This is a genomic window from Streptomyces sp. SAI-135 (assembly GCF_029893805.1).
Classification (GTDB): Bacteria; Actinomycetota; Actinomycetes; order Streptomycetales; family Streptomycetaceae; genus Streptomyces.
In genome coordinates this window covers 8329502-8355447 of the sequence record NZ_JARXYP010000002.1, presented here as the reverse complement: position 1 = coordinate 8355447, position 25946 = coordinate 8329502, and the positions used below count along the sequence as shown (strand labels likewise).

At 70.9% G+C, this 25946-nt stretch carries 27 protein-coding genes and 1 pseudogene; 11 read left to right on the top strand and 17 right to left on the bottom strand.

The features are described from left to right. Window positions 1-15: 15 nt before the first annotated feature. From M2163_RS42270 to M2163_RS42260, 3 genes are all read right to left on the bottom strand, one after another. Window positions 16-837 carry a DMT family transporter gene (locus M2163_RS42270; protein WP_280896683.1) on the bottom strand — a complete coding sequence of 274 codons (822 nt, stop codon included), beginning with the start codon at window positions 835-837 and terminating at the stop codon, window positions 16-18. 54 nt (window positions 838-891) lie between these two features. Continuing rightward, entirely contained in the window at window positions 892-1077 is a 186-nt protein-coding gene (locus M2163_RS42265; RefSeq protein WP_007386663.1) for a hypothetical protein, read from the bottom strand. 111 nt (window positions 1078-1188) lie between these two features. Continuing rightward, window positions 1189-2349 carry an ROK family transcriptional regulator gene (locus M2163_RS42260; protein WP_280847569.1) on the bottom strand — a complete coding sequence of 387 codons (1161 nt, stop codon included), beginning with the start codon at window positions 2347-2349 and terminating at the stop codon, window positions 1189-1191. Window positions 2350-2515: 166 nt separating this feature from the next. Between M2163_RS42260 and M2163_RS42255 the strand changes: the two genes are divergently transcribed. From M2163_RS42255 to M2163_RS42240, 4 genes are read left to right on the top strand one after another with little or no spacing between them, the layout of a single operon-like run. After that, on the top strand, window positions 2516-3481 hold the full coding sequence (locus M2163_RS42255; RefSeq protein WP_280847570.1) for a sugar ABC transporter permease: 966 nt from the start codon (window positions 2516-2518) through the stop codon (window positions 3479-3481). Between the two features lie 16 nt (window positions 3482-3497). Continuing rightward, complete coding sequence (locus tag M2163_RS42250) at window positions 3498-4427, top strand: carbohydrate ABC transporter permease (protein WP_280847571.1); 930 nt, start codon at window positions 3498-3500, stop codon at window positions 4425-4427. 10 nt (window positions 4428-4437) lie between these two features. After that, window positions 4438-5778, top strand: a complete 1341-nt coding sequence (locus M2163_RS42245; RefSeq protein WP_280847572.1) for a sugar ABC transporter substrate-binding protein — start codon at window positions 4438-4440, stop codon at window positions 5776-5778. A gap of 29 nt (window positions 5779-5807) precedes the next feature. Next, window positions 5808-7010, top strand: a complete 1203-nt coding sequence (locus M2163_RS42240) for a Gfo/Idh/MocA family oxidoreductase (RefSeq protein ID WP_280854005.1) — start codon at window positions 5808-5810, stop codon at window positions 7008-7010. A gap of 29 nt (window positions 7011-7039) precedes the next feature. Here the strand turns inward: M2163_RS42240 and M2163_RS42235 are convergent, their stop codons facing one another. Beyond that, the gene (locus tag M2163_RS42235; RefSeq protein WP_280847573.1) at window positions 7040-7735 is read right to left on the bottom strand and encodes a L,D-transpeptidase family protein; all 696 of its coding nucleotides are present in this window, start codon (window positions 7733-7735) and stop codon (window positions 7040-7042) included. Window positions 7736-7840: 105 nt separating this feature from the next. Next, entirely contained in the window at window positions 7841-8644 is an 804-nt protein-coding gene (locus M2163_RS42230) for an SDR family NAD(P)-dependent oxidoreductase (RefSeq protein ID WP_280847574.1), read from the bottom strand. 49 nt (window positions 8645-8693) lie between these two features. Between M2163_RS42230 and M2163_RS42225 the strand changes: the two genes are divergently transcribed. Then, the gene (locus M2163_RS42225) at window positions 8694-9293 is read left to right on the top strand and encodes a hypothetical protein (RefSeq protein WP_280896682.1); all 600 of its coding nucleotides are present in this window, start codon (window positions 8694-8696) and stop codon (window positions 9291-9293) included. On the opposite strand, the gene M2163_RS42220 is transcribed toward M2163_RS42225, so the two are convergent. From M2163_RS42220 to M2163_RS42195, 6 genes are all read right to left on the bottom strand, one after another. Then, a complete protein-coding gene (locus M2163_RS42220) occupies window positions 9236-10150 on the bottom strand; it encodes an SDR family oxidoreductase (protein ID WP_280896681.1) in 915 nt (304 codons plus the stop codon). The genes M2163_RS42225 and M2163_RS42220 overlap by 58 nt on opposite strands. Window positions 10151-10232: 82 nt before the next feature. Next, complete coding sequence (locus M2163_RS42215; protein ID WP_280847577.1) at window positions 10233-10607, bottom strand: DUF4180 domain-containing protein; 375 nt, start codon at window positions 10605-10607, stop codon at window positions 10233-10235. Further along, complete coding sequence (locus M2163_RS42210) at window positions 10597-11226, bottom strand: MBL fold metallo-hydrolase (protein WP_280896680.1); 630 nt, start codon at window positions 11224-11226, stop codon at window positions 10597-10599. The genes M2163_RS42215 and M2163_RS42210 overlap by 11 nt, the downstream gene beginning before the upstream one ends. Further along, window positions 11226-12311, bottom strand: a complete 1086-nt coding sequence (locus tag M2163_RS42205) for an S-(hydroxymethyl)mycothiol dehydrogenase (RefSeq protein WP_280847579.1) — start codon at window positions 12309-12311, stop codon at window positions 11226-11228. The genes M2163_RS42210 and M2163_RS42205 overlap by 1 nt, the downstream gene beginning before the upstream one ends. Before the next feature lie 56 nt (window positions 12312-12367). Then, the gene (locus M2163_RS46685) at window positions 12368-12844 is read right to left on the bottom strand and encodes a hypothetical protein (protein WP_348541368.1); all 477 of its coding nucleotides are present in this window, start codon (window positions 12842-12844) and stop codon (window positions 12368-12370) included. A 262-nt stretch (window positions 12845-13106) separates the two neighbouring features. Then, window positions 13107-13394 (bottom strand): metal-sensitive transcriptional regulator, encoded by a 288-nt coding sequence (locus M2163_RS42195; protein WP_028807630.1) that lies wholly within the window; start codon window positions 13392-13394, stop codon window positions 13107-13109. Window positions 13395-13498: 104 nt separating this feature from the next. On the opposite strand from M2163_RS42195, the pseudogene M2163_RS42190 reads away from it, so the two are divergent. Both M2163_RS42190 and M2163_RS42185 read left to right on the top strand, forming a co-directional pair. After that, window positions 13499-13754: pseudogene (locus tag M2163_RS42190) on the top strand (transporter); the annotation flags it as partial. A gap of 80 nt (window positions 13755-13834) precedes the next feature. Next, a complete protein-coding gene (locus M2163_RS42185) occupies window positions 13835-15589 on the top strand; it encodes an ABC transporter ATP-binding protein (protein WP_280896679.1) in 1755 nt (584 codons plus the stop codon). Window positions 15590-15666: 77 nt separating this feature from the next. Here the strand turns inward: M2163_RS42185 and M2163_RS42180 are convergent, their stop codons facing one another. Beyond that, window positions 15667-15960: a hypothetical protein gene (locus tag M2163_RS42180; protein ID WP_280847582.1), complete on the bottom strand. Its 294-nt coding sequence runs from the start codon at window positions 15958-15960 to the stop codon at window positions 15667-15669. A gap of 172 nt (window positions 15961-16132) precedes the next feature. Between M2163_RS42180 and M2163_RS42175 the strand changes: the two genes are divergently transcribed. Further along, window positions 16133-16498 carry a nuclear transport factor 2 family protein gene (locus M2163_RS42175; RefSeq protein WP_280847583.1) on the top strand — a complete coding sequence of 122 codons (366 nt, stop codon included), beginning with the start codon at window positions 16133-16135 and terminating at the stop codon, window positions 16496-16498. A 56-nt stretch (window positions 16499-16554) separates the two neighbouring features. Here the strand turns inward: M2163_RS42175 and M2163_RS42170 are convergent, their stop codons facing one another. Then, the gene (locus M2163_RS42170) at window positions 16555-17184 is read right to left on the bottom strand and encodes a helix-turn-helix domain-containing protein (protein WP_280896678.1); all 630 of its coding nucleotides are present in this window, start codon (window positions 17182-17184) and stop codon (window positions 16555-16557) included. Then, entirely contained in the window at window positions 17181-17321 is a 141-nt protein-coding gene (locus M2163_RS42165; RefSeq protein ID WP_280896677.1) for a hypothetical protein, read from the bottom strand. Before M2163_RS42165 ends, M2163_RS42170 begins: the two co-directional genes overlap by 4 nt. Between M2163_RS42165 and M2163_RS42160 the strand changes: the two genes are divergently transcribed. Both M2163_RS42160 and M2163_RS42155 read left to right on the top strand, forming a co-directional pair. After that, window positions 17320-18309 (top strand): alpha/beta hydrolase, encoded by a 990-nt coding sequence (locus M2163_RS42160; RefSeq protein ID WP_280896676.1) that lies wholly within the window; start codon window positions 17320-17322, stop codon window positions 18307-18309. The two genes, M2163_RS42165 and M2163_RS42160, sit on opposite strands and share 2 nt — an antisense overlap. A gap of 57 nt (window positions 18310-18366) precedes the next feature. Next, window positions 18367-19590 (top strand): glycosyltransferase, encoded by a 1224-nt coding sequence (locus tag M2163_RS42155; protein WP_280897401.1) that lies wholly within the window; start codon window positions 18367-18369, stop codon window positions 19588-19590. 15 nt (window positions 19591-19605) lie between these two features. Here M2163_RS42155 and M2163_RS42150 read toward each other — a convergent pair whose 3' ends face one another. Further along, window positions 19606-20268 (bottom strand): TetR/AcrR family transcriptional regulator, encoded by a 663-nt coding sequence (locus M2163_RS42150; RefSeq protein ID WP_280896675.1) that lies wholly within the window; start codon window positions 20266-20268, stop codon window positions 19606-19608. A gap of 182 nt (window positions 20269-20450) precedes the next feature. Here M2163_RS42150 and M2163_RS42145 point away from each other — a divergent pair, with 182 nt between their 5' ends. Then, window positions 20451-21695 (top strand): YncE family protein, encoded by a 1245-nt coding sequence (locus tag M2163_RS42145; RefSeq protein WP_280847586.1) that lies wholly within the window; start codon window positions 20451-20453, stop codon window positions 21693-21695. A gap of 98 nt (window positions 21696-21793) precedes the next feature. On the opposite strand, the gene M2163_RS42140 is transcribed toward M2163_RS42145, so the two are convergent. Both M2163_RS42140 and M2163_RS42135 read right to left on the bottom strand, forming a co-directional pair. After that, on the bottom strand, window positions 21794-23653 hold the full coding sequence (locus M2163_RS42140) for a cellulase family glycosylhydrolase (RefSeq protein WP_280896674.1): 1860 nt from the start codon (window positions 23651-23653) through the stop codon (window positions 21794-21796). 77 nt (window positions 23654-23730) lie between these two features. Beyond that, window positions 23731-25695, bottom strand: a complete 1965-nt coding sequence (locus M2163_RS42135) for a TetM/TetW/TetO/TetS family tetracycline resistance ribosomal protection protein (protein ID WP_280896673.1) — start codon at window positions 25693-25695, stop codon at window positions 23731-23733. Window positions 25696-25946 lie beyond the last annotated feature (251 nt).

Here is a 25946-nt window from a genome sequence, read left to right as displayed (position 1 = left end):
GGTCATCCAACGGGGTCATCCCAGGGTGAGCAGTACCGTGGCCAGTCCCGCTCCCACGAGGCCCACCACCTGTTTCCGGCTCAACCGCTCGTGCAGCAGGGCGAGTCCGAGGACGACGGGGAGTGCCGGGTAGAGCGAGGCCAGGACGACGGCCACGGCCAGCAACTGCCGCTGGGCGGCGAGCAGATAGAGGATGAGCCCGAGGGCGGCGCCCGCTCCGACGAGCAGGGCCTGGACGGCCCGCACGGGCGGCAGGTGCAGCCGCCGGGGGCGCCGTGCCGCCGCGGGCAGCAGGACGAGTACGGCGGCGGCCCGTCCCGCGGCCACCGGCCACAGTCCCCCCGAGGCACCGGCCTGGGCGAGGGCGATGTACTGGAGCGCGACGCCGGCGCTGGCGAGCAGCCCGTCGGGGACGCCTCCGCCGCCGTCGATACCGCCGCCGCAGACCATCCAGAGCGCGGGCACGGTGAGAGCGATGCCCAGCCAGGCCACCGCGGTCGGCCGGTCGCCGAGCAGCACCCCGCACACCACGGACAGGCCGACGCCGGTGACGGCGCTGACGGGTACGACCACGCTCATCGCGCCATGGCTGAGACCGCGGTTGAGGAAGTGCATGGCGGCGCCGCTTCCGATGCCGGAGAGGGCGCCCCACAGGAGGTCGGCAGGGTGCACGGCCTCGGCGGGAAGGAGGAGCGCGGCGACGGTCGCGAGCAGGAGGCCGCCGATCTGGCCGAGGAAGGTGACGGCGGCGAAGTGGGCGCGGCGGGACAGCAGACCGCCGGTGAAGTCGACGATGCCGTAGCAGACCGCTGAGGCCAGTGCGAGGAGAGGGCCCATCCCGTCAGGGGTGCCCAGGGACGAGGCGGTGATGCCCCGCGCAGGTCGCCGGGGTCAGGCCGCCCGGACCGGCTGCGGAGCGGCGGCGGCCCACTCCAGGACGAGGCGCTGGTACTCCTCACGCTGCTCGCCGCTCAGTGTCCCGCCCGCCCGGCGCCACAGGGCCCGGATCTCCTCGTTGACCTCGTCGGCCGATCGATCGGTCACGGGTTCAACAGTGGTGGACATGGTGTGAAGCATACGGCCCCGGAAGTGAAGGCGCCGTGAGTAATCACACCAGAAAAGGGCATATCGGACCGTGTTGCTGATCACGTCCGACTGTGGGCCACCTGTCAAGAGGTGTGGCCCGGTTCACACTTCGGCCACACCGAGCACCAGCACCTGGATCGCCAGGACGGCGGCACCGCGGGCCCAGTCGTGAAAGTCGGACACCCGGGTCTCCAGGTCGACGGGGGTGGCCAGGGGGTGGCGGTGGGAGCGGATCGCCTCCTCGACGGTCTTGCCGGCCACGTCCATCAGCCCCACCCCTTCCCCGGCCAGCATGATCTTCTGCGGCATGGCGAAGTTGGCGATCTGGGCGATCAGGACGCCGAGCGCGCGCCCGGCCTCGGCGATGACGCGGGCGGGCATGGGGTCGCCCGCCGCGGCGAGGGCGAGGATCTCCTCGTAGGTGTGGTCACGTCCGGTGGCGGCGTGCACCTGGTAGCGGATGCTGGGGATGGTGAGCAGGGAGACGGCGCTGCCGCGGTTGCCGTCGGGCGTGAGGGGTCCGCCGGGGTCGATGATCCAGTGCCGTCCGAAGCCCCGGTCCTCCTCGGCGTAGGGGACGCGCCGGCCGCCGAGGACCAGGCCGTAGCCGATGCCGGCGCCGATGGTGAGGACGACGAAGCGGTCGAGGCCGCGTCCCGCACCGAACCAGGTCTCCGCCTCGACGAGGGCGGCGACGTCGTTCTCGACCACCACCGGCAATCCCGTGCGCTCCTCGACGAGTTCACCCAGGGGGACGTCACGCCAGTGCAGGAAGGGGGACTCGCCGACCACGGCACGCTCCTGGACGAAGCCGCCGACACCGATGCCGATGCCGGCGAGCCGGGGGTGGACGCGGGCCAGTTCGCTCGTCATCTCCGCTAGGAGGTCGGCGACTTCGGCGGGGTCGTGGCCGGCGAGGGGCCGGTCATGGCGGGCGACGATCTCGCTCCTGAGCGTGGTGACGACGCCGTACACCATGTCCTCGGTGATCTTGAACCCGACGAAGGAGCGGGACCCGACGACCACGTCGAGGGGCTGCGAGGGGCGCCCCTGGCGCACCTCGGCCGGGGCGCCCGCCTCGGGGACCTCGATCAGCAGCCCCGACTCGATGAGCGGTTTGGTCAGCCGGGTGAGGCTGCCCGCGGAGAGGTCGAGGCGGCGGGCGAGCTCGGTGCGCGACAGCGGGCCGTGGACGAGCACCTCGATCGCCACCGAGCGCTCACCGGCGCTCAGGGGTAGCCAGCTGGCGGCAACTGCGGTCATGGAGATCAGACTCCCACACGATTTCTTTCGCCATAAAACCAACATGACCATGTTATGGCCGAACGGCCGCCCTGAAAAGAAACTCGCAGGACCCTTGACGCCTGGATTCTTTCGCGACAAAAGTAAGTGGCCGAGGACGAGCCACCGAAGACGAGGGAGTCTCCCGATGACCATCGCCTCCAGCAGCCCTCCGTCGCGGTTGCCGCTGAGCGGCACCGAGGGGGCACGGACCGAACCGGGTGAGGACCCGAGCCCGGACAGGTCCCACGGGGGCGACGGCCGCCTGGCCGCGGTGTTCATCGCCCCGGCCCTGATCGGCTTCGTGGTCTTCCTGCTCTGGCCGACCCTGCGGGGCATCTACCTGAGCTTCACCCGCTTCAACCTGCTGACCCCGGCGGAGTGGGTCGGGTTCGCCAACTACGACCGGATGATCCACGACCCCGTCTTCTGGGACTCGCTGAAGGTCACCGTGGAGTACGTGGTCATCAACATCGGTGTCCAGACCGTGTCCGCCCTCGCCATCGCCGTGCTCCTGCAGCGCCTGACCCAGTCCCCCGTACTGCGCGGGATCGTGCTGACGCCGTATCTGATGTCGAACGTCGTCGCGGGTCTGGTCTGGCTGTGGATCCTCGACAACCAGCTCGGCATCGGCAACGAGATCATCGCCGGGCTCGGCTTCGACCGGATCCCCTTCCTCGCCGACGAGACCTGGGCGGTCCCGACGATCGCCCTGATCAACGTGTGGCGGCACGTCGGCTACACCGCGCTGCTGCTGTTCGCGGGCCTCATGGCCATCCCGAACGACATGTACGAGGCGGCGAAGGTGGACGGCGCGAGCGAGTGGCGGATGTTCTGGCGGATCACCATGCCGCTGCTCAGGCCGGTCCTGGCGGTCGTCCTGATCATGACGGTGATCGGTTCGTTCCAGGTCTTCGACACGGTCGCCGTGACGACCGGGGGCGGCCCGGCCAACGCGACCAACGTGCTCCAGTTCTACATCTACCAATCGGCCTTCGGCCGCTTCCAGTTCGGCTACGCGTCCGCGATGTCCGTCGCCCTCCTGGTGGTGCTGAGCGCGATCACCGTCCTGCAGTACCGGCTCACCCGGGCCGGCCACACCGATCTCGGCTGACGCGGAAGGAGTCGACATGGCTGCCGTGACCACCACCACGACCACGACACGGATACGGCCCACCCGGCGCCGCGCGCTTTCCCCCGGCCGGGTCCTCGCGTGGACGGCGATGGGTGCGATCGTGCTCGTGACCCTGCTGCCGTTCTACTGGATCCTGCGCACCGCGCTGTCCACCAACTCCGGACTCGCCGCCCACGCCTCCGACCCGCTGCCGGTGGATCCGACCGGTACCGGATTCGCCCGCGCCCTGGGCCTGGAGTCCACGAAGGACGCGATCGCGCAGGGCGGCGCGGGCGGCGGGCTGAAGTTCTGGCGCTATCTGCTCAACTCGGTGATCGTCTCGACCCTGGTCACCGGCTGCCAGATCTTCTTCTCCGCGATGGCCGCCTACGCCTTCGCCAGGCTGCGCTGGCGGGGCCGCGACAGGGTGTTCGCGCTGTTCCTGGCCGGGCTGATGGTGCCGACCATCTTCACGCTGCTGCCGAACTTCGTGCTCATCAAGGAACTCGGCCTGATCGACAACCTGTTGGGCATCGCCCTGCCGACGATGTTCATGACGCCGTTCGCGGTGTTCTTTCTGCGGCAGTTCTTCATGAACGTGCCCCGCGAGGTCGAGGAGGCCGCCCTGCTGGACGGCGCCGGGAAGGTACGGATCTTCTTCCGGGTGCTGCTGCCGATGGCGTCCGCACCGGTCCTCACGCTGGCCGTACTGACGTACATCACGTCCTGGAACGACTACTTCTGGCCGCTGATGGTGTCCTACAGCGACAGCTCACGTGTCCTGACCGTGGCGCTGGCCATCTTCCGGGCCCAGACCCCGCAGTCGGGCGTCGACTGGTCGGGGCTCATGGCGGCGACGCTCATCGCCGCGCTGCCGATGCTGGTGCTGTTCGGGTTCTTCGCCCGCCGCATCGTGTCCACCATCAGCTTCACCGGGATCAAGTGAGGGACTCCTGATGCGACTTCGTACGCTGACCGCACTGGCCGGCGCACTGGCCCTGAGTCTGACCGGCTGTGCGGGGAGCGGCTCCGCCGGGTCCTCCTCGAACACGGTCACCTACTGGCTGTGGGACGCCAACCAGCAGCCCGCCTACCAGGCCTGCGCCACGGCCTTCGAGAAGCAGAACCCCGGACTCCACGTCAAGATCACCCAGTTGGGCTGGGACGACTACTGGACCAAGCTCACCGCGAGCTTCATCGCGGGCACCGAGCCGGACGTGTTCACCGACCACATCCAGAAGTTCGGCCAGTTCGCCGACCTCAAGGTCCTCGAACCCCTCGACGACCTGGGCATCGACGACACCGCCTACCAGCCCGGACTCGCGGCCAACTGGATGGGCCAGGACGGCCATCGCTACGGCGCACCCAAGGACTGGGACACCGTCGCCCTCTTCTACAACAAGAAGATGACCGACGCGGCCGGGCTCACGGCGGCACAGCTGGGCGACCTCGCCTGGAACCCCGAGGACGGCGGCAGCTTCGAGAAGGCCGTCGCCCACCTCACCGTCGACCGGAACGGCAGGCGGGGTGACGAGCCGGGTTTCGACAAGGACCACGTCAAGGTGTACGGCCTCGCCACCAACGGCGGCGGGGACGGCGACGGCCAGACCCAGTGGAGCCCCTTCACCGCCTCCGCCGGCTGGAACTACACCGACAAGAAACGGTGGGGCACCGAGTACCAGTACGACAGCCCCGCCTTCCAGTCGGCGGTCAAGTGGTACTTCGGACTGGCGGAGAAGGGCTACATGGCGCCCTTCACCGACTACAACTCCCAGTCGAACCAGGCCAACACCCAGATCGCGGCAGGCAAGGCGGCGACCGCCTTCGACGGGGCCTGGATGATCTCGACCTACGCCGGGTTCAAGGGCCTCGACATGCGCACCGCCGTCACCCCTGAGGGCCCCACCGGCAAGCGCGCCACCATGATGAACGGCCTCGCCGACTCCATCACCAGGAACGCCCGCAACAAGGAGGGCGCCCGCAAGTGGGTGAAGTACCTCGCGTCCGACGAGTGCCAGCGGACGGTGGGCGGCTACGGCATCGTCTTCCCCGCCACCCCTGACGGCACCGCGGCCGCCGTGGCCGCCTACCGGAAGAAGGGGATCGACGTCACCGCGTTCACCGAGCCGGTGGCCGACAAGAAGGACTTCACGACCTTCTCCTACCCCATCACCACCTACGCGGCGGACGTGTACGCGCTGATGCACCCCGCCATGCAGGACATCTTCGGCAACGGCAGGTCCGTGACCAGCCTCGACGAGACCAACGACCAGATCAACCTGATCCTCTCGCAGTGATCCCGCCACCAGTGAAGGGCACGCACTTCATGACGTTCTCCCTCGGCATCGTCGGCGCCGGCCAGTTCTCCGGCCAGTTCGCCACGCTGTTCCAGGCCCACCCCGGTGTCGGCGACGTCTACGTCACCGATCTGCTGCCCGAGCGCGCCGAGCAGCTCGCCTCGGCACAGGGCCTGGCCGGCACCTTCCCCACCTATGAGGCCATGCTGGAGTCGAAGGAGGTCGACGCCGTCGCGATCTTCACCCAGCGCTGGACTCACGGCCCCCTGGTGCTCCAGGGCCTGAACGCCGGCAAGCACGTGTACTCCGCCGTCCCCATGGCCATCACCACCGAGGAGATAGCAGCCATCATCGACACGGTCCGGGCGACCGGGCTGACGTACATGATGGGCGAGACCAGCCAGTACAACCCGGCGACCGTGCACGCCCGCAACCAGATCGCCGAGGGCGCCTTCGGACGGCTCTTCTACGCCGAGGGCGACTACGTCCACGACATGGACCTGGGGTTCTACGAGGCGTACCGGTACAGCGGCGGCGAACGGTGGAAGGAGACCGCCAGCTATCCCCCGCTGCTCTACCCGACGCACTCGGTGGGCGGGGTGCTGGGTGCCTGGCAGACGCACGCCGTGAGCGTGTCGGCGATCGGTGTGGTCGACGACCGCGGGGACGGCGTGTTCGACAAGGAGGTCAGCCGGTTCGGCAACGACTTCTCCAACGCGACCGCTCTGTTCGAGGTGGCGGGCGGCGGTTCGTTCCGCACTAACGAGTTCCGGCGGGTGGGCTACCCCTCCCACATCCGGGAGTCGCGCTTCCGGTTCTTCGGGACCGAGGCGAGCATGGAACAGCTCGCCACGGTCGCCCTCTGGCAGGACAAGAAGGGCGTGAAGGACATCAGTGAACTCCTGGAGCCCAAGCCCACCCTGGCTCCTGACGACCCGTCACTCCAGCACATCGCGCCGGACCTGCGGGCCGCGTTCACGTCCGGGTCGGCCCCGGTGCACGACCGGACACGGCTGCCCCGGTCGTTCGACAACCTGCACAACGGCCACGAAGGCAGCCACCACTTCCTGGTGGACGACTTCGTGACCGCGGTGAACACCCGCACCCTGCCGTCGGTGAACGCCTGGGTGGCGGCCCGCTACACCCTGCCGGGCATCATCGCGCACGACTCGGCGCGGCAGGGTGGAGCCAGGCTGGAGATCCCGGACTTCGGGGACGCGCCCGAGGCGTGAGCGTGTCGTCACGCCGGGCGCCTGGTGTCTCAGGTGCCCGGCTTGCGGCCGTACACGAAGACGTCGTCGCCCTTCTTCAGGAGCGACCAGTACTTCTTGGCGTCCTTGGGCGTCATGTTGGTGCAGCCGTGCGAGCCGGGCGGGTTCCACATGCTGAGGTTCACGGAGTGGAAGGCCTGGCCGCCGTCGAAGAACTGGCTGTAGGGCATCGGCACGTGGTAGATCGACGAGACGTGATCGATGTCACGCCAGTAGATCTTCTTCAGGCCGGTGCGGGTCTCGTAGCCGTCGCGGCCGGTGCGGACCGGGACCGGGCCGTAGACGAGCCGGTCGCCGTCCTGGATCCAGCTCAGCTGGAGGGTGAGGTTCACACAGGCGATGCGGCCCTTGTTCGTCGGGCACTTGCCGTCGCGGTTCGGGTTGCTGCCGACCGCCTTCTGCTTGGTCATGAGGTCCATCACTCCCCAGGTGACGGATCCCGCGTAGCCGATGTTCGGGCTGATGCCGTGCTTGGTCTGGAAGGCCTTGATCGCCTTGCAGTCGGCGGTGGACTGCCGGCCGTCGACCGGGCGGCCGAGGAACTTCTCCACCTTCTTCTGGTACGGCCCGGCCTGTGTGGTGCAGCTCGCCGCCTGCGCGGGCGCGGCGCCCAGTGCGATGGTCAGCGGTGCGACCAGTCCGGTGATCCCGAGCGCGACGGCACCCCGTCTGCGTATGTCCCCCATGGGTCCTGTCCCCTTCGTAAGGTCCTGCGATCTCTACCAGCTAGACGGGTGTGCCTGCCCGATCGTTGTACCGCCAGGCCTGCTGGGACGGAACGGTGACAAAGCTCACGACACCGTGCCCCGGTCCGGATGGACCGTGGCGTGGAAGCCGGTGTTGACCGCGGTGAGCCCGCCGTCGACGACCAGCGTGGTGCCGGTGATCCACGCCGCGTCGCGGGAGGCGAGGAAGGCGACCGCGGCGGCGATGTCCTCGGGTTCGCCGACCCGGCCGAGGGGGTACAGCCGCCGCATCCCGGCGAGCTCGGCCTCCCGCCCTTCCCAGGCGGAGGTGCGGACCGTGCCCGGGACGACCAGGTTGACCCGGACCCCGCGGGCGGCCGCGTGCCCGGCGAGGGTGCGGGTCAGGGAGCCGAGGCCCGCCTTGGCGGCGCTGTAGGCGTGGTTGCCGAAGTCCTGGAGGCCGTTGACGGAGCCGATGTTGACGATCGCGCCGCGCCCCGAGGCGACCAGGTGCGGCAGCGCGGCCCGCGAGCAGCGGTACGGCCCGCCCAGGGTGACGTCCAGGTCCCGCGCCCACTCGTCGTCGGAGTCGTCCTCGAACAGCGGGGTCTCCGGAGTGCACCGGGCGGCGCAGTTGACTAGGACGTCGAGGGAGCCGAACGCCGTCACGGCGTGGTCGACGGCCGCCTCGACAGCCGTGCGGTCCGCCACGTCGCACTCCAACGCCTGCGCGGTGAGACCTTGTTCGCGCAGACGCGCCGCCGTCTCCTCGACCACCTGCCCGTCGCGGTCGGCCAGCACGACGCGCGCCCCCTCCTCGGCGAGCCTGCGGGCGGCCGCCGCGCCGATTCCGCGGGCGGCGCCCGTGACCAGTGCCGTGTGTCCCTCGAAGCGCTTGGTGTCGGTCATGCGCCGAAGATAGCCGCTCGGTGATCAACGGGGCAGATACCGTGCGTCCATGTCCGCGTTCATACAACAGCTCCCCGCGCTCATCGGCGTCGTCATCGGCGCGCTCGGTTCGTACGTGGCGGTCGTGCGGGGCGACCGGGTGCGGTTCCAGCGGGAGCAGGCGGCCCGCTGGGAGGAGCGCAAACTCGCCGTGTACGGCGACTACGCGAGAACGTTGAAGAAGTCCGTCACCCTCGCGTACCGGGCCGCCGCCCACTTCGGCAACGACCGGCACCCGCATCCCCTGACCCCGGAGGAGGCCCAACCGCTGCTCGCCCAGGCCACGATCGAGCGGGACCCCGCCGGGGAGGCCCTGATCCTGCTGGGCAGTCCCGAGGTGGTGGAGCGGGCCCGCGCCTGGGTGGTCGTCCTGCTGGAGATGGAGGCGTTCCTGCGCGCGGGCACACGTGATCCGGCGGCGTGGCAGGCGATGGTGGAGCGCCAGCGCGCCGGACGCGAGGGGTACTACGCGGCCGTTCGGGAGGATCTCGCGCTGCCGCCCGGGCACTCGGCGCGCTGGCCGCTGTCACCGGCGCTCCAGGGCATGCCGGATCAGCGGTATCCGGTCACGTCCGCCGGCTTGCCCGTGTCCTGGACCTCGACGAGATAGCGCCAGGCGTCCGGGCGGCTGCCGTCGAGGTCGGTGAAGCCGTAGGTCCGGGCGAGCGAGCCGCTGTCGAGGGACTGGCCGTTCCAGCGGGCCACGTCGGGGTCCGCGGCCAGCGCGGCCACGGCGCGGCCCACGTAGCGTGGGGTCTCCGAGATGGCGAAGTGGGGGACGCGGTCCAGGGCGTCGCGCCAGTTGTCCTCCCGGACGCCGAAGTGGTCGAGCATCAACTCCGAGCGCAGCCAGCCCGGGGTGAGCGCGAGGGCGGTGGCGCCGCGCGGGCCGAGTTCGTGGCCGAGGGCGAACGCCATGCGGATGACGGACGTCTTGGCGAGGTCGTAGAAGAAGGAGACGCGGTAGTTCTCGCGGTTGTAGGCGTCGGTGCCGTCGGTCATCTCGACGACCAGGCCGCCGGGGCTGCGCAGCAGCAGCGGCAGGGCGTGATGGCTGGTGATCGCGTGGGTGTCGATCGCGAGCCGGAGCAGCCTCAGGCCGTTGTCGAGGTCGTGCTCCCACACCGGGCTGTCCCATGCGAAGAGGTGTTCGCCGCCCCAGATGTCGTTGACGAGGACGTCGAGGCGGTCCTGTTCGTCGGCGATGCGGTCGACGAGGGCGCGGACCTGGGCGGGGTCCAGGTGGTCGGTGGGTACGGCGATGCCCCGGCCGCCGGCCGCGGTGACGAGGTCGGCGGTGTCCTCGACGGTCTCCGGGCGGTCGTACTCGGAGCGGCGGGCGCGGGTGCTGCGTCCGGTGACGTACACGGTCGCTCCCGCCGCCCCCAGTTCCACGGCGATCCCGCGTCCGGCTCCCCGTGTGGCTCCGGCGACCAGCGCGACCTTGCCCCGCAGTGGTTGTGACATTGTCCGACCTCCCGTTTGTGCCCGTTGACTCGTCGAGCATGGCCGGGAAGCCGGACAACCTCTGTCGTGATTTACGGGAAGGTCACCCGGTCGCGCGCAGTTTCCCGTCCAGGGCGTCCAGATCCGGCAGGAACCAGATGTGGCCGCCCTGGTTCGTCTCGTGGACGAAGTCCCTGAGGGCGGTGCTGTCGTCGAGGTGGCGGGTGACGTCACCGACGACCGCCAACCGGACCCGGTAGGTCACGAACTTCTGCATCACCGCGCCCGCGACACCCGACCGCAGCCGGAAGAAGTCCTCGGCGACCCGTGCCACGGGGACGGCGACCACCTGGGCGTCGCGGCCCATCGCGTCGCCGATCAGGTCGAGGGCGGCGCGCTCGCCGTCCAGCGGTGGTCCGTCGGGGGTGCAGTGCAGGACGTTCACCCCGCTGCGGTGCACCACTTCGTCAGTGGCCACGGTCGATCCATTCCTGCAGGTGCGGGGCCTCGGCACCGATGGTGGTGGGGTCGCCGTGACCGGTGAGCACCTTCGTCTCGGGCGGCAGGGCCAGCAGCCGCTCGCGGATCGAGTCGATGATCGTCGGGAAGTGGGAGAAGGACCGGCCGGTGGCGCCCGGGCCGCCCTGGAAGAGGGTGTCACCGGTGAAGACGGTGCCGAGACCGGGGTCGTAGAGGCAGACCGCGCCCGGCGCGTGGCCGGGGGTGTGCAGCACCTGGAGGTCGGCGCCCGCGGCCTCGATGACCTGGCCGTCGCGCAGATGGGCGTCGGGGTCCCGGTCGGGATGGGTCTGCTTCCACAGCGGCAGGTCGTCGGGGTGCAGCCAGATGGTGGCGCCGGTGCGCTCGGCGAGGGCGGGGGCGGCGTCGATGTGGTCGTTGTGGGCGTGGGTGCAGACGATCGCGGTCAGCCTGCGGTCGCCCACGGCCTCCAGGATGGCGTCGGCGTCGTGGGCGGCGTCGATGACGACGACCTCGTGGTCGTCGCCGACGATCCAGACGTTGTTGTCGACGTCCCAGGTGCCGCCGTCGAGGCTGAACTGTCCCGAGGTGACGAGGCGTTCGATGCGGGCGGCCATCAGAGCACCACCACCGAGCGCAGGACGTCGCCGTGGTGCATGCGCTCGAACGCCTTCTCCACCTCGTCGAGTTGGATGGTCTCGGTCACGAACGCCTCCAGGTCAAGGCGGCCTTGCAGATGCAGGTCGATCAGCATGGGGAAGTCGCGGGAGGGCAGGCAGTCGCCGTACCAGGACGACTTGAGCGAGCCGCCGCGCCCGAAGACGTCGAGGAGCGGCAGCTCCAGCTTCATCTCGGGGGTGGGCACGCCGACCAGGACGACGGTGCCGGCGAGGTCGCGGGCGTAGAAGGCCTGCTTGTACGTCTCGGGGCGCCCGACGGCCTCGATGACGACGTCGGCGCCGAAGCCTCCGGTCAGTTCCCGGATCGCCTCGACCGGGTCGGCGTCCTTCGAGTTGACGGTGTGGGTCGCGCCCATGGTGCGGGCCTTCTCCAGCTTCCGGTCGTCGATGTCCACGGCGATGATCCTGGCGGCGCCCGCGAGGTTCGAGCCGGCGATCGCCGCGTCGCCGACGCCGCCGCAGCCGATGACGGCGACGGTGTCGCCCCGGCCGACGTTCCCCGTGTTGATCGCGGCACCGATGCCCGCCATCACGCCACAGCCGAGGAGGCCCGCGACCGCGGCCGAGACCGAGGGGTCGACCTTGGTGCACTGTCCCGCGGCCACCAGCGTCTTCTCGGCGAAGGCGCCGATGCCCAGGGCGGGCGAGAGCTCGGTGCCGTCGACGAGGGTCATCTTCTGCTTCGCGTTGTGGGTGTTGAAGCAGTACCAGGGGCGACCGCGCAGGCAGGCACGGCAATTGCCGCACACGGCCCGCCAGTTGAGGATCACGAAGTCGCCGGGCGCGACATCGGTCACCCCCTCGCCGACCGACTCCACGACACCGGCGGCCTCATGGCCGAGCAGGAAGGGGAAGTCGTCGTTGATCCCGCCCTGCTTGTAGTGCAGATCGGTGTGACAGACCCCGCAGGCCTGCACCTGTACGACGGCCTCCCCCGGTCCCGGATCGGGCACGAGGATCGTCTCCACCCGCACCGGCTCGTCCTTGCCGGGTGCGATCACTCCGCGTACCTCCTGCGCCATGGCCCTGACCCCTTCTGTCGCCCGGTGTACGTCCCTCCGACCCTACGCGTAACTGATCAGTAAGGGCACGGCCTCACCGGTTCGGCGCTCGCGCGCTCGGGGGCGGCGGCAGCATGCTCGCCGTACCCGCCCTGATCCACCTGCTCGGATTCAGTCCGGTCGCGGCCACCACCGCCGGGCTCGTCGTCACCCTCACCTCCGTGACCGACCTGGTCACCCACGCCCGAGGGGGTGCGGTGCGCCGGCGTGAGGGCGTCCTGTCCGCGGCGGCGGGACTCGTACCTGCGGCCGTCGGCGGGGCGGTGTCCGGGTGGCTGCCGTCCGCTGTGCTCACGGGCGCGTTCGCCCTGGTCGCCACCCTCGCCGCCGTCCGGATGCTGCGGCCCTCGGCATCCGTACGACCGGACGGTGTACCGGTGCGCACCGGTCGCGTCGCCCGGACCGGGGCGGGGCTCGGCGCGGTGACCGGTGTGCTGGGCGTGGGCGGGGGGCCTCGCCGTGCCGACCCTGGTGAATGTGGTCGGACTGCGCATGCGGCCGCCGTCGGCACCAGCCTGCTGGTCATCACCGTCAACTCCCCGGCCGCGTCGGCGGCCCGCGCCGGCACGACGGTGGGCGTCGTCTGGGGCGCGGTCGCCCCGGTCGCGGGCATCGCGCTGCTCGGTGCGGGGGTGCAGCAGGCGCCTGGCGCCAAGGCGTGCGCCGGCGGACGTTCGCCGTGGCGCCGCCTGCCGTGGCCGCGTTCCTGCTCGCGGACGCCGTCCTGTGACGGTGGTCAGGCCGATGGAGTGACGGTCACGCCAACGACAGGAACAGCTTCTCCAGCCGGGCCTTCATCTGCTCCGTCGTCTCGCCGTCGACCCGGTTCCCCTCGGGATCGGTCAGACACTGCTGAAGCCCCGTCGCGATGATCGCGAAGCCGGCCCGGTCGAGGGCGCGGGAGGCCGCCGCGAGCTGGGTCACCACGTCCTCGCAGTCCCGGCCCTCCTCGATCATCTTGATCACCCCGGAGATCTGCCCCTGCGCCCGGCGCAGCCGGTTCAGCACGGACTTGAGCTCATCGCCCTCGAACTGAAGCTCCACCATCACTCCTCTGCATACCCTTGGGGGTATTTTACCTCCCCGCGGTCTCCACCGGCTGTCACCAGCCTCTCAGGAAGGATCAGGTACGACATGCCCTCCACGGGAACGCGTGCGAGCTCCTGGCCGAGCACGGCGTGCGTACAGACCCTCATCCTGACCGGCGGTACACACGGCTGGGCGGCGGCCGGACAGCGGCTCGACCGGCCGGCCTCGGGCACGCGTACCGTCCGGGCCATGGAACGCCAGGTCCGCCTCACCGCGGGTGCCCTCACCAACTCCTATGACGTGGCGGCCCTGTTGGGGAAGCTGCCGCACAACCGGCCGCGCGCCACCGACCTCGACAGGACCCTGGCCGCGCTCGCCCCCCCCGCCGATGACCCCGAGGGAGAGCGCCGACGTAGCCTGAAGCCTCCGCAGACCACCGGGACCCGAGGAGCACCGTGAGCAGCACCCAGAAGGAGACCGGGCCGCCTGCCTGGCGACTGCTCCTCGGATACGTACGGCCGCACCGGTGGACCCTGCTGGCGGGTGCCGTGCTCTCGCTCCTGACGGGGGCCACCGGTCTGCTGCTGCCGCTGGTGGCACGGGAGTTGATCGACGACCTGTCCCACGACCGTACGATCACCGGCGCGTTGCTCGTCATGTCGGGGTTGGTGGTCGCCAACGCGGCGGTGGGCGCGCTGGGTTCGTACGTGCTGCGGCGCACCGCGGAGTCGGTGGTGCTCGGTGCGCGACGCGCCCTGTCGTCGTATCTGCTGCGCCTGCGCATCACGGCCGTGGACCGCACCGAGCCCGGCGACCTGATGGCCCGGATCACCTCGGACACCACGCTGCTGCGCGAGGTCACCACGGACTCGCTCGTGGGCCTCGGGACCGGCGGGCTCACGCTGCTGGCGACCGTGGCGATGATGGGCCTGGTCGATCCGGTGCTGCTGGGCATCACCCTGGCGGTGATCCTGGCGGCGGGCACGGTCGTCGGGGTGATCGTCCCGCGTATCAACCGGGCGAGCCGGCAGGCCCAGGACGCCGTCGGCGTGATGGGCGCCGCGCTCGAACGCATCCTCGGCGCGCTGCGCACGGTGAAGGCGTCCGGCGCCGAGCACCGGGAGGAGCTGACGCTGCACGCGGCGGCCGAGGAGTCCTGGCGGCAGAGCGTGCGGGCCGCCAAGTGGTCGGCCGCCGCGGGCAACACGGCGGGGCTCGCGATGCAGATCGCGTTCATCACGGTGCTCGCGGTGGGTGGCGCGCGGGTCGCGACCGGTGCCGTCGACGTCGGCACGCTGGTCGCGTTCCTGCTGTACGTCTTCTATCTGATGTCGCCGATCCAGCAGGTCGTGGGGGCGGTCACGCAGTACCAGACCGGGGCCGCGGCCCTCGCCCGTATCCAGGAGGCGCTACGGCTGCCCGCCGAACCGGCCGCGCCGCCCGCGCCGTTGCCGGCCGACGGGGCGGCGCCGGCCGCCGTCGCCTTCGCGGACGTCCGGTTCCGGTATGCCGATGACCTGCCGTACGTCCATCACGGGGTGACGTTCGATGTGCCCGCGCGGGGCATGACGGCGTTCGTCGGGCCGTCGGGGGCGGGCAAGACGACCGTGTTCTCGTTGATCGAGCGGTTCTACGACCCCGAGGCCGGGATCGTGACCCTGGACGGACGGGATCTCGCGGAGTGGGACCTGCCCGAGCTCCGTTCCGCCATCGGCTATGTCGAGCAGGACGCACCCGTCCTGTCGGGGTCCCTGCGGGAGAACCTGCTGCTCGGGAATCCGGAGGCGGACGCGGACGCGGTCGCGCGCGTGCTCGCAACGACCCGGCTCGACGGTCTGGTGGCCAAGCTGCCCAGCGGGCTGGAGACGCTGGTCGGCCACCGGGGGACCAAGCTGTCCGGTGGCGAACGGCAGCGGGTGGCGATCGCCCGGGCCCTGCTGCGGCGGCCCCGGCTCCTGCTGCTGGACGAGGCCACGTCCCAGCTGGACGCGGTGAACGAGGCGGCCCTGCGGGACACGGTGGCCGACGTGGCACGGACCACCACGGTCCTGGTCGTCGCGCACCGGCTGTCCACGGTGACCATGGCCGACCGGATCGTGGTCATGGACGCGGGACGCGTACGCGCGGTGGGAACCCATCGGGAGCTGGTCGCCGGGGACCCCCTGTACGCGGAGCTGGCGGCGACGCAGTTCCTCGCCACCGCGGGGTGATCCCGGGTGCGCCCCGGACATGCGTCGAGGGCCGCCCGGTGCTCCAGGGCGGCCCTCGGTTCTCCCCTACGGGGGCATCAGTGGACGGCCGGCACCAGCCCGGTGACCGGGGCGACGAGGCCGGTGAGCTGGCCCAGCTGGTTCAGGTCGTTGAGCTGGTTGAGGCCGGCGAGCTGCCGGGAGACCGGCGGGATCTCGTCCTTGTGCTCCGCGGGGATGTCGCTCGAGGCGAGCGAGTCGAGCACGGCGATCGGGTTCACCCGCCCGGCGTCCGGGGCGGCCGCCTCGGCCGCGTTCGCGAGGGGAGCGGTGAGTCCGGTGACGCCGACGGCGAGACCGACGGCGGCGACCATACGTCGAGTTGAGATCATGTTGTCAGCAACGCGGGCGGGGCCCTGCCGGACACGGCCGGCCCACAGCCCTCACCCGTCAGGCGGAGCGCCCGGTCTGCGCTTGCCGTGGCCGCCGGGGCGGAGGAGTCTCGAAGAGACAGCCCCACGCGACCCGCTCCTCGTCGGGCCGCTGCCCTTACAGGAGGTCATCATGGGCACCGCGGCACACTCCGGCTTCAGCACCGAAACCCTCCGCAGCGGCGTGGAAGGAAAATCCGCGGCGAATCTTCTCTCGCTCTACGCGGACGACGCCGAGATACGCGTCGTGGACCGCAACAGCCAGCCCAGCCACCCCACCGTGCTGCACGGCAGGGACCAGATCAGCGCGATGCTCGACGACGTGTACAGCCGCGACATGACGCACAAGCTGGAGCAGTGCGTCATGGAGGGCGACCACGTCGCCTTCAGCGAGTCCTGCCTGTACTCCGACGGGGTACGCGTCCTCTCCGAGTCGATGCTGACGCTCCGGGACGGCAAGATCGTCGAACAGACCATGATCCAGGCCTGGGACGAGTAGCGAAAAGGACGCCGAAGGTCCAGCTCACGAACGACCTGGACCTTCCCGGCGCCCGCTCACTCAGCGGCCTTGCCGTCACCAGTCCCGCGAGCAGTGGCTGAAGGGGTGCGCTGCCGTTGGCGTTCGCCCTGCGGTCCGAACATGACCAGGTACTCGACCGGGCCGCCTGGGCTGGTGTTCGCCACCCCGTGCGGGGTGCGGGTGTCGAACTCGGCGACGTCCCCGGGGGTCATGACGAGGTCCTGGTCGCCGAGGGCGAGCCACAGCCGTCCGTACAGGACGCACAGCCACTCGTAGCCGTCGTGGGAGACCTGCCGGGGCCTCGCGGGCGGGTTCTGGAGGGCGGGCAGGACGTGCTTGTGGGCGTGCAGGCCGCCGACGTACCGGGTCAACGGCAGCACCGCCTTGTCGTCGCCGAAGCTCAGCGGTGCCGTGGCGCGCGGCTCGGCCGCGGGGGCGGGTGCCGTGCCGGCCAGCTCGTCCAGGGAGACGCCGTACTCCTTCGACAGCTGCAGCAGCACCTCCAGCGTGGGCTTGCGCCGGCCGGTCTCGATCCGGGACAGCGTGCTGGGCGAGATGCCGGTCGCGCAGCTGACACCGGCGAGCGTCGCACCGTGGTGCTCGCGCGCGGCCCGCAGCCGGGGCCCCATCGCGGCCAGTGTGCCGTCCACGTCGTCGACTGTCACCGCTCACGCTCCTTCTCGCGGCGCTGCACCGCTCCATCCTGCAAGGTTGCCAGATTGGCAAGGCCGATCGCGCCGGGCGGGTGCTGCGCCGCATGATCGACGGGTAGCCGCGCGCCGCGATCCGAGGAGAAGCCCATGCAGCCCGAGCCGACCGCCGACCTCCGCCACCGCACCGTCGAGGCCCCGGCCGGGCGCCTGCACCTGGTCGAACAGGGCACCGGCCCGCTGGTCCTGCTCGTGCACGGCTTCCCCGAGTCCTGGTACTCCTGGCGCCGCCAGCTCCCGGCCCTCGCCGCGGCCGGCTACCGGGCAGCGGCGATCGACGTGCGCGGTTACGGCCGTTCCTCCAAACCGGAGGCGTCCGATGCCTACCGGATGCTCGACCTGGTGGAGGACAACGTCGCCGTCGTGCGTGCCCTCGGCGAGGAGAGCGCGGTGGCCGTCGGCCACGACTGGGGCTCCAACATCGCCGCCGCCTCCGCCCTGCTCCACCCCGAGGTCTTCCGCGCCGTCGGGCTGCTGAGCGTCCCCTACGCGCCGCCCGGCGGGCCCCGCCCCAGCGACGTGTTCGGCCGGATCGGCGGCCCCGAGCAGGAGTTCTACGTCTCCTACTTCCAGGACCCCGGCCGCGCCGAGGCGGAGATCGAGCCCGACGTCCGGGGCTGGCTCGCCGGCTTCTACGCGGCTCTGTCCGCCGACACCATGCCCGCCCGGGGCGAGCCCGACCCGCACTTCGTCGCCCGTGGCGGCGGCCGGCTGCGCGACCGCTTTCCCGCAGGCCCGCTCCCGGCCTGGTTGAGCGAGGAGGATCTCGACGTCTACGCCGGGGAGTTCGAGCGCACCGGTCTGACCGGCGCACTCAACCGCTACCGCGCCATGGACCGGGACTGGGAAGACCTTGCCCCGCACCGCGGAGCTCCGATCAAGCAGCCGTCCCTGTTCATCGGCGGCGCCCTGGACGCCTCCACCACCTGGATGTCCGACGCCATCGACGCCTTCCCCACCACCCTCCCCGGTCTGTCGGCCCGTCACCTCCTGGACGGCTGCGGCCACTGGGTCCAGCAGGAGCGCCCCGACGACGTCAACCGCCTGCTGACCGGCTGGCTCGCAACGCTCCGGGGATGAACCGTGCCCGGGACGGTAGGAGCCGGGGCCATACTGTCGGGCGTGCGAGTAGCGATCATGACGGCGGGTTCCCGGGGCGACGTGGCCCCCTTCACCGGACTGGGACACGCTCTGGCGCGGGTCGGACACCAGGTCACGCTGGTCACCCACGGCCGCTTCGCACCGCTCGCGGCGCGGGCGGGCCTCGGCTTCCACGCCCTGCCGGTCGACCCCCGTGCCGAGCTGGAGTCCGCACGGGGGCGGGCCCTGCACCGCAGTACGACCGGCGTGGGCAAGCTCATGCGGGTGGTCTCCATGGCACGGGCGCTGGCCGTGGAGATGACCGACGACCTGGTGGCCGCCGGCCGCGCGAGCGACGCGCTGCTCCTGTCCGGCTCGGTGGCCCCGCTGGGCCACGCCGTCGCCGTGGGCCTGGGCCTGCCCAGCCTGGGACTCAACCTCCAACCCCTCGCTCCCACACGGGAGTTCGCGCCTCCCATGCTGGGCACCGCCTCCATGGGCACCCTGGGCAACCGGGTCGCCGGGCTGGGCCTGAACCTGGCCGTGGAGCAGGTCTTCGCCGCGGCCCTGCCCCCGCTCCGGGCCCGACTGGGCCTGCCGCCCATGGGCACGGCCGCGGCACTTCGCGCCCGCGAGCGACAGGGCTGGCCGGTCCTGCACGGCTTCAGCCCCCAGGTGGTCGCCCGGCCCGGCGACTGGCGGCCCGGGCTCGACGTGGCGGGCTACTGGTGGCCGTACGACGGCGACGAGCCGCTCCCCGACGACCTGCTCGGGTTCCTCGACTCCGGCCCGCCACCGGTGTTCGTGGGTCTGGGCAGCGCGACCGTGCCCGACCCGGCGCGGACCAGCGCCGAGATCGTACGGGCGCTGCGCCGGGCCGGTCTGCGCGGGGTGATCCAGCGCGGCTGGGCGGGCCTCTCGGCGACGGGCGACGACATGCTGACCGTCGGAGAGGTGCCGCACTCCGCGCTCTTCCCGCGGACGGCTGCCGTGGTCCACCACGCGGGTGCGGGCACGACGGCGGCCGGTCTGCGCGCCGGGGTTCCGGCCGTACCGGTACCGGTCCAGTTCGACGAGGGCTTCTGGGCGGCGAGACTGGTGGCGTTGGGTGTGGCGCCGCAGGCCGTACCGCTCAGGCGTCTGAGCGCCGACACACTGGAGGCGGCGCTGGTCCGGGTCACGCGGGACAGGAAGTACCGGGAGCGGGCGCGTGCCCTCGGGGCGGGCATCCGCGCGGAGGACGGGGTGACGCCCGTACTGGCGGCCGTTGACCGGCTGTGAGGCAGCGGACGCGGCTCACGCCCGGGTCGGCTCCCATCCGGGCGGCCGCAGAATGCCCAGCAACTGCCGCACCAGTTCCTCCACCACCTCGTCCAGGGTCGCGTCCACCCATCCGGCGTTCCAGTCGTGCAGCAGCCCGTTCACGCTGCCGATGAACCCGGTCGCCGCGAGCCGGTAGTCCCGCTGGGCCGCCTCGCCCCGCGCGACGGCACGGTCGGCCTCGGCGCACACCAGATCCACCCAGTGCGCCCGGCGGGCCAGCCGTTGCTCCTCCAGCCGGGCGCTGACGCCGATGATCTCCACGAACGTGATCCGCACCCGGCGGGGATCGGACGTGACGTTCGCCGCGTACGCGCGGAAGATCGCTGCCGCGCGCTCGGCGAGCGGCAGGTGGTCCGCTTCGGCCACCGCGGCCACCACGGCCGCCGTCGCCCAGTCGTTGACCTCCAGGTGCAGCGCGGCCAGGACGTCCTCGAGGGTGCGGAACTCCTCGTAGAACTGGCGGGTGGAAAGGCCCGCGGCCTCGCTGAGGGCCGCGACGGTCGTGGCGCGGTAGCCGGGAGCGTCCCCGAAGAGCTGGAGCGCCGCGTCCAGGAAGCGGCGGCGCCGCTCGGCCTGCCGTTCCGCGGCCGTCTTGCCGCCGTAGCGACCGGTCGGGGCCTTGAGCCTGCCCGTCACCGCACCTCCTGTCCGGCCGGAGAGTCCGGCCTCGCCATGAGCACCAATTTTGTCGTGTACGCAGTCTTGTGGAGAAGGGCGCCTCTTCCTTACTTTGCAGTAAGTTCACTCTGAAAGCACACGTCTTCAGTTTCGTCGTCTTGGCATGCCCCCGTCACGAGCCGCCCAGAGGGAGACCTGTCATGCCTGCTCTCAAGCCCCGGCACCTGTGTGCCATGGCCGCCGCCGTCGTCCTGACCGTCACCGCCCCCGCGACCGCCGCCTCCGCCGCGGACAGCGCCGCCCTGCGCGAGGTGCTGTTCGTGGGCAACAACTGGGACGGCACGGCCGACGTCATCAAGTCCTCCGGGGACCTGGCGAGAATCGGCCGGATCAACGTCGTCCCCGACAAGGACGCGCGGATGGCGGAGATCAACGCCGATCCGATCAAGTGGATCTACTTCATGGCCATCCGCAACAGCGTCGGCGAGGGCCACGACCAGTTCGTCGACGACATGTACTCCACGCCGGACGGCAGGTCGGTGGTCGTCTCACGGCCGAGCTTCGCGGACGTGGTGTCGATCGACCTGGCCACCGGGAAGATCAACTGGCGCTTCAAGGTCTCGGGGTACCGGGCGGACCACATGGCGGTCTCCCCCGACGGCACCCGGGTCGCGGTGTCGGCCTCCACGGCGAACACCGTGCACGTGCTGAACATCAACACCGGTCAGCAGCTCGGCTCGTTCGCCACCGGCGACAAGCCCCACGAGAACATCTTCAGCAGGGACGGCAAGTACATCTGGAACATGGCGATCGGGGACGTGAACACCGACTCCGACGCGCCCTGGCTGGACTGGACGAAGGGCGACCGGCACATCACGGTGGTGGACGCGACCACCTACAAGCAGGTCAAGACCATCGACATGCGGGACAGGCTGAACGCGATCGGCCTCACGGACTACTCCGACGCCGTCCGTCCGGCCGTCTTCTCGCCGGACGAGTCCAAGCTGTACTTCCAGGTGTCGTTCTTCAACGGCTTCTTCGAGTACGACGTCGCCACCGACAAGATCACCCGCACCAAGACCCTGCCGAAGAACCCGGCGACCAGCGACGACCGCACCACCATGGTCAACGACTCGCGCCACCACGGCCTCTCGATCAGCCCGGACGGCAGCAAGCTGTGCGTCGCGGGCACGATGGACGACTACGCGACCGTCGTGAACCGCAGCACCCTCCAGGAGGGCCCGCTGGTCACCGCCTCGAAGCCCTACTGGGCGACCGTCAGCGGCGACGGCAGGAGCTGTGTCGTCTCCGAGAGCGGCGCCGACCAGGTCACCGCGATCGACTTCGCGACCGGGCAGAAGACGGCGTCCGTGCCGGTGGGCGACCACCCGCAGCGGGTGCGGCTGGGTCACGTGGCGGCGGACTGGACCAGCCCCTCCTCGTAGACCGCGGGAATCCTGCACATACCGGGCCGGGTACCGCCTCCTCACCGAGGCGGTGCCCGGTCTCGCGTGCGGGCCCGAACGAGCCCGTACCGCCGTGCTCAGCCGATCTTCTGGGCCACCCAGGCCGCCAGCTCGACCTTGGCCGCGCTCAGCGCGGACGCGGAGGGCGAGGTCGCCCCGTTGGTCACCAGCGCGTAGTGCGGGACGCCGGAGTCCGAGTCGGTGAGCAGCAGGCGGCGACTGCCCGTGCCGCCCGGTTCGGAGGCGGCGCCGACCGGCGTCGACGAGGTGTACGCGGGCGGACCCGAGACCGTGCCCAGGTCGGAGACCACTGTGGTCGTCGCGGTCGGGAAAGAGGCGGGCAGATGGAGTTCGGTGGGCGCCGAGCCGCTCGCCGAGCGCCACACCAGCACCGCGTACTGACCGGACCCGACGAGGGACGACACCTTGGGCAGGCCGCTCGGCACCGGGTTCCAGGTCAGGGTCGTGGAGCCGTCGCGCGAGCGGTCCTCGTACGTGAAGGCGACCGTGGTGCCCGAGGTGGCGCTCGGGTAGATCCGGTCGAGGAGCCGGGCGTCCTGGCGGAGTACCGCCGTGCCCGAGTCGTCGAGCCGCACGGCCGACAGGTCCTCGTCGTTCCAGGCGTCGCCGGACGTCCTGACCTTGGCGGGGTTGTCGTTCATCAGCTCGTGGTGACGGCCGTTGTAGATGTCCCACTGCCACTGGCTGCCGGAGAGGACGGGCCCCGAACCGGCTGGCACGGACCACCAGTCGGCGCCCTTCACCCGGGAGTCGAGCGCCTGGTACATGGCCTTGAGCACGGTCGGCGCCTTGCCGGCGGTCGAGCCGTTCAGCGGGTGCCCGAACTCGCTCACCACGGCCGTCGTCCCGGCCGCCGCCGCGCGGTCGCGGACCGTGCCGAAGTCGCCGGTGTACTGGCCGTCGGAGGCGTTGCCCCACATCAGGATGCCGGAGATGGCCTTCTGGTCGTAGAAGTGGGTGTTGAAGACGTACCGGGAACCGAGCGTGCCGGCGTCGAGGAGGCCGCCCTCCTCCTTGCTGACGTTGCCGTTCCAGAAGAGGTTCGGTTCGACCATCGCGGGCTTGTCCGTCCAGCCCGCCGCGTCCATCCGGGCCCGGAACCGCACGTAGAAGGGCCACAGCAGGTCGCGTTCCCAGGTGCGGCTGTTCTGCCCGGAGTCGTAGGTGCCGGCGTAGGGCTCGTTGTAGGGGTCGAAGCCGACCACACCGGCGAACTCCTCGGCGGAGAGGTTGGCCCTGAGGTACGCCATGGTCTTCTCGGCGGTGGTCAGGAAGGCGTCCTGGAGGCCGTACCTGTTGTGCCAGAAGTCGTACTGGGCCGCCTTCACCGCGCCGTTCTGGGTGATGTTCTGGCCCCACAGCAGGCAGATGCCGCAGGACTCGGCGGGGTAGCCGCCCAGCGCCACGGCCCACGCGGGGGCGCCGTCGCCGGTGTACCAGCTGCCCTGGTTGAACAGCCAGCGGGAGTACAGGTCCTGGTGGAAGTCGGGGTAGACCCGGATGCCCGCGTCGAGGAAGGCCCGCAGCTGCGCGGTGGCGCTCGCCAGGTACGCGGTGTCCACCTGGCCCCTCACCGGTTCCGCGTAGGCCCAGGAGAGCAGGAAGCGCACGGAGTTGCCGCCGCCGAGGGCTCTGAGCGCGGTGGCCGACTTCCTGGCGTCGGCGACGGAGGCGAAGGGCAGGCCCTTGTTCTCGGCGAGCTTGGTCTCGCCGGAGACGTTGTAGCCACGCAGCACGACCTCGCGGCCGTTGCCGTCGACGAACCGTCCGTTCCGGACGGTGAGGGCGGTGCCGTCGAACGGGAGGGAGTCGGTGAGGGCGTCGGCGGGAGCGGGCCGGACGCCCGCGACCGTCAGGAATCCACAGAGGACAACCAGAACAACGAGCAGACGTGCGCGTTTATTCGGCATGTCCATTACAGTCCGGCCATTTCGGTACAACGTCAACACCATCTGACTGATGAGTAAGTTTCACTTTCGTCGCTTTCGACGCCTCATCCGCCGACTCGACGTGTCACGTTCAACAGATACTCCCTGCGGTTGAGGGGGTTGTGATCACTGCGTGGGCGCCGCGGAACGGTTCCGTGCGAGACCGGCGCGTAGTGGTCGAAGCCGCTCTCCAACTCCCCCTCGCCGCGCGTCAGTCCGGGCAGCCGCTGCTCGAGGCCGTGCACCCGGGCGGCCGGAACCGCGCCCTCCAGGACACACCGGTCGCCCCGGGTCTCCGTCGTCCGCGGGACGGCCCTCAGAGCGGCGAGCACCGGCAGCAGGGCGCCGAGGGTGTCGGCCGGGGCCTCGACGCGGAAGCGGTGCATCGGCTCGTACACCCGGGTACCCGCCCGGCGGAGCGCCTCGACCAGGACCAGCGGGGTCAGGCCCCGGAAATCCGCTCCGGTGCTGGACATGCTCTTGTCGAAGCCCTGGTGGGCATGGCTCTGCCGGGGGCAGTAGCCGCAGTGGGTCATGGTGACCGTGCAGTCGGTGACCTGCCAGCCGGCGAGGCCCTGGCCGAGGGTCTCGCGCACGGTGTCCTCGACGGCCTTGAAGAAGGCGTACGGCATGGCACCGAGCTCCACCTCCAGGCGGAAGGACACACCGGAGCCGATCGGTGCCGGGTCGACGCGCAGGCCGACGGTGGCGAGGAAGGGGTTGGCGTCCTTCTTGACGAACTCGGCGGCCTCGCCCGTCCCGGCCGGACGCTCGACGCACAGGGGCGTGGTCTCACGGAAGGTGACGTCGAGGCCGAACTCCTCGGCGAGCGTGGCCTGGACGACCTCCTTCTGGACCTCCCCGTAGAGGGATACGGAGGTCTCCTGGCGTACCTCGTCGTGGCGCAGGTCGATCAGCGGGTCCTGTTCGGCGAGCCGGGTGAGGGCGAGGTGGAGGGACCTCGCGTCCGTGCCCGGGCCCGGCACGACGACCGTTTCGAGGGAGGGCGGGGCGAAGAAGCGGCCGTGGGCCTTGCGGGGTTCGCCGAGGGCGTCGCCGACGCGGACGCCGGTGAGCCCCCACAGCTTGGCGATCCGGCCCGCGGGGACCGTCTCCCGAGGGGCCTCGGTGCCGCCGCCGAAGACGCTGATCGCGGTGACACGGCCCTCGGTGCGCGCCTCGCCGAACGGCACCCTGTCGCGGACACCGAGCGTGCCGGAGAACAGGCGCGCGTACGCGATCTTCTCCCCTGCCGGTCCCCGCTCGACCTTGAACACCGTGCCGGAGACGGGCCCCTGCGGGTCGCCGTCGGAGGCGGGCAGCAACTCCGTGATGCCGGTGATCAGTTCGGGCACTCCCGCGCCCGTGGCCGCCGAACCGAAGTACACCGGGTGCACCAGGGCCCGCCGGGTCTGCGCGGCCAGCGCCCCGCGCAGCAGCCCCTCGTCGACCCGCCCCTCCACCCAGGCCGACAGCAGGTCGTCGTCGTGGTCCGCGAGGACGTCGTGGGCACCGATCCCGGGGACGAAACGGGCCTCGCGCGTGCCGGGCCGGTCCACCGTCCCCATCGGCACGATCTCCGGCGTGAGCCGCTCGGCGACGGTCCGCAGGACCTGCTCGGGACGGGCACCCCGGCGGTCGATCTTGTTGACGAAGAAGAGGGTCGGGATGCCCAGCCGCTGGAGGGTCCGCATCAGGATCCGGGTCTGCGCCTGGACTCCCTCGACGGCCGAGACGACGAGCACGGCGCCGTCGAGCACGCCGAGGATCCGCTCCACCTCGGCGATGAAGTCCGGGTGGCCCGGGGTGTCGATCAGATTGACGGTCACGTCGTCGACCGGGAAGGAGACGACGGCCGACTTGATGGTGATGCCGCGCCGGCGCTCCAGCGCGAGCGTGTCGGTCCTTGTGCTGCCGGCGTCGACACTGCCGATCTCGTCGATGACCCCGGCCGAGTGCAGCAGCCGCTCGGTCAGGCTGGTCTTACCGGCGTCGACGTGGGCGAGAATCCCGAGGTTGAGCAGGTGCACGAAGCGTCATGTCCTTTGGAGAGAGGGAGATTCCTTCCGGGATGGACAGGGACGCAGTGCGCATTTCGGCTCCAGGATCATGCGAGGCACGGACCTCTGAAGTGCAGCAGGTGCGCGCTCCCGGAGGCAACGGATTAAACGGACCGGGCGATGGCGGCGCTCGCCGGGGCCGTGCCCGACCGGCGCCGGGGTACCCGGTTCGGTGAGCCGCGCGGGAGGTCCTGGACCGCTGGAACCGGCAGGGCCCACGG

Bases quoted from the DNA above. Each gene is read 5' to 3' on its own strand.
- M2163_RS42270 (WP_280896683.1), bottom strand. From the start codon at position 837: ATGGGCCCTCTCCTCGCACTGGCCTCAGCGGTCTGCTACGGCATCGTC.
- M2163_RS42265 (WP_007386663.1), bottom strand. From the start codon at position 1,077: ATGCTTCACACCATGTCCACCACTGTTGAACCCGTGACCGATCGATCG.
- M2163_RS42260 (WP_280847569.1), bottom strand. From the start codon at position 2,349: ATGACCGCAGTTGCCGCCAGCTGGCTACCCCTGAGCGCCGGTGAGCGC.
- M2163_RS42255 (WP_280847570.1), top strand. From the start codon at position 2,516: ATGACCATCGCCTCCAGCAGCCCTCCGTCGCGGTTGCCGCTGAGCGGC.
- M2163_RS42250 (WP_280847571.1), top strand. From the start codon at position 3,498: ATGGCTGCCGTGACCACCACCACGACCACGACACGGATACGGCCCACC.
- M2163_RS42245 (WP_280847572.1), top strand. From the start codon at position 4,438: ATGCGACTTCGTACGCTGACCGCACTGGCCGGCGCACTGGCCCTGAGT.
- M2163_RS42240 (WP_280854005.1), top strand. From the start codon at position 5,808: ATGACGTTCTCCCTCGGCATCGTCGGCGCCGGCCAGTTCTCCGGCCAG.
- M2163_RS42235 (WP_280847573.1), bottom strand. From the start codon at position 7,735: ATGGGGGACATACGCAGACGGGGTGCCGTCGCGCTCGGGATCACCGGA.
- M2163_RS42230 (WP_280847574.1), bottom strand. From the start codon at position 8,644: ATGACCGACACCAAGCGCTTCGAGGGACACACGGCACTGGTCACGGGC.
- M2163_RS42225 (WP_280896682.1), top strand. From the start codon at position 8,694: ATGTCCGCGTTCATACAACAGCTCCCCGCGCTCATCGGCGTCGTCATC.
- M2163_RS42220 (WP_280896681.1), bottom strand. From the start codon at position 10,150: ATGTCACAACCACTGCGGGGCAAGGTCGCGCTGGTCGCCGGAGCCACA.
- M2163_RS42210 (WP_280896680.1), bottom strand. From the start codon at position 11,226: ATGGCCGCCCGCATCGAACGCCTCGTCACCTCGGGACAGTTCAGCCTC.
- M2163_RS42205 (WP_280847579.1), bottom strand. From the start codon at position 12,311: ATGGCGCAGGAGGTACGCGGAGTGATCGCACCCGGCAAGGACGAGCCG.
- M2163_RS46685 (WP_348541368.1), bottom strand. From the start codon at position 12,844: ATGCGCAGTCCGACCACATTCACCAGGGTCGGCACGGCGAGGCCCCCC.
- M2163_RS42180 (WP_280847582.1), bottom strand. From the start codon at position 15,960: ATGATCTCAACTCGACGTATGGTCGCCGCCGTCGGTCTCGCCGTCGGC.
- M2163_RS42175 (WP_280847583.1), top strand. From the start codon at position 16,133: ATGGGCACCGCGGCACACTCCGGCTTCAGCACCGAAACCCTCCGCAGC.
- M2163_RS42160 (WP_280896676.1), top strand. From the start codon at position 17,320: ATGCAGCCCGAGCCGACCGCCGACCTCCGCCACCGCACCGTCGAGGCC.
- M2163_RS42165 (WP_280896677.1), bottom strand. From the start codon at position 17,321: ATGGGCTTCTCCTCGGATCGCGGCGCGCGGCTACCCGTCGATCATGCG.
- M2163_RS42155 (WP_280897401.1), top strand. From the start codon at position 18,367: ATGACGGCGGGTTCCCGGGGCGACGTGGCCCCCTTCACCGGACTGGGA.
- M2163_RS42145 (WP_280847586.1), top strand. From the start codon at position 20,451: ATGCCTGCTCTCAAGCCCCGGCACCTGTGTGCCATGGCCGCCGCCGTC.
- M2163_RS42140 (WP_280896674.1), bottom strand. From the start codon at position 23,653: ATGGACATGCCGAATAAACGCGCACGTCTGCTCGTTGTTCTGGTTGTC.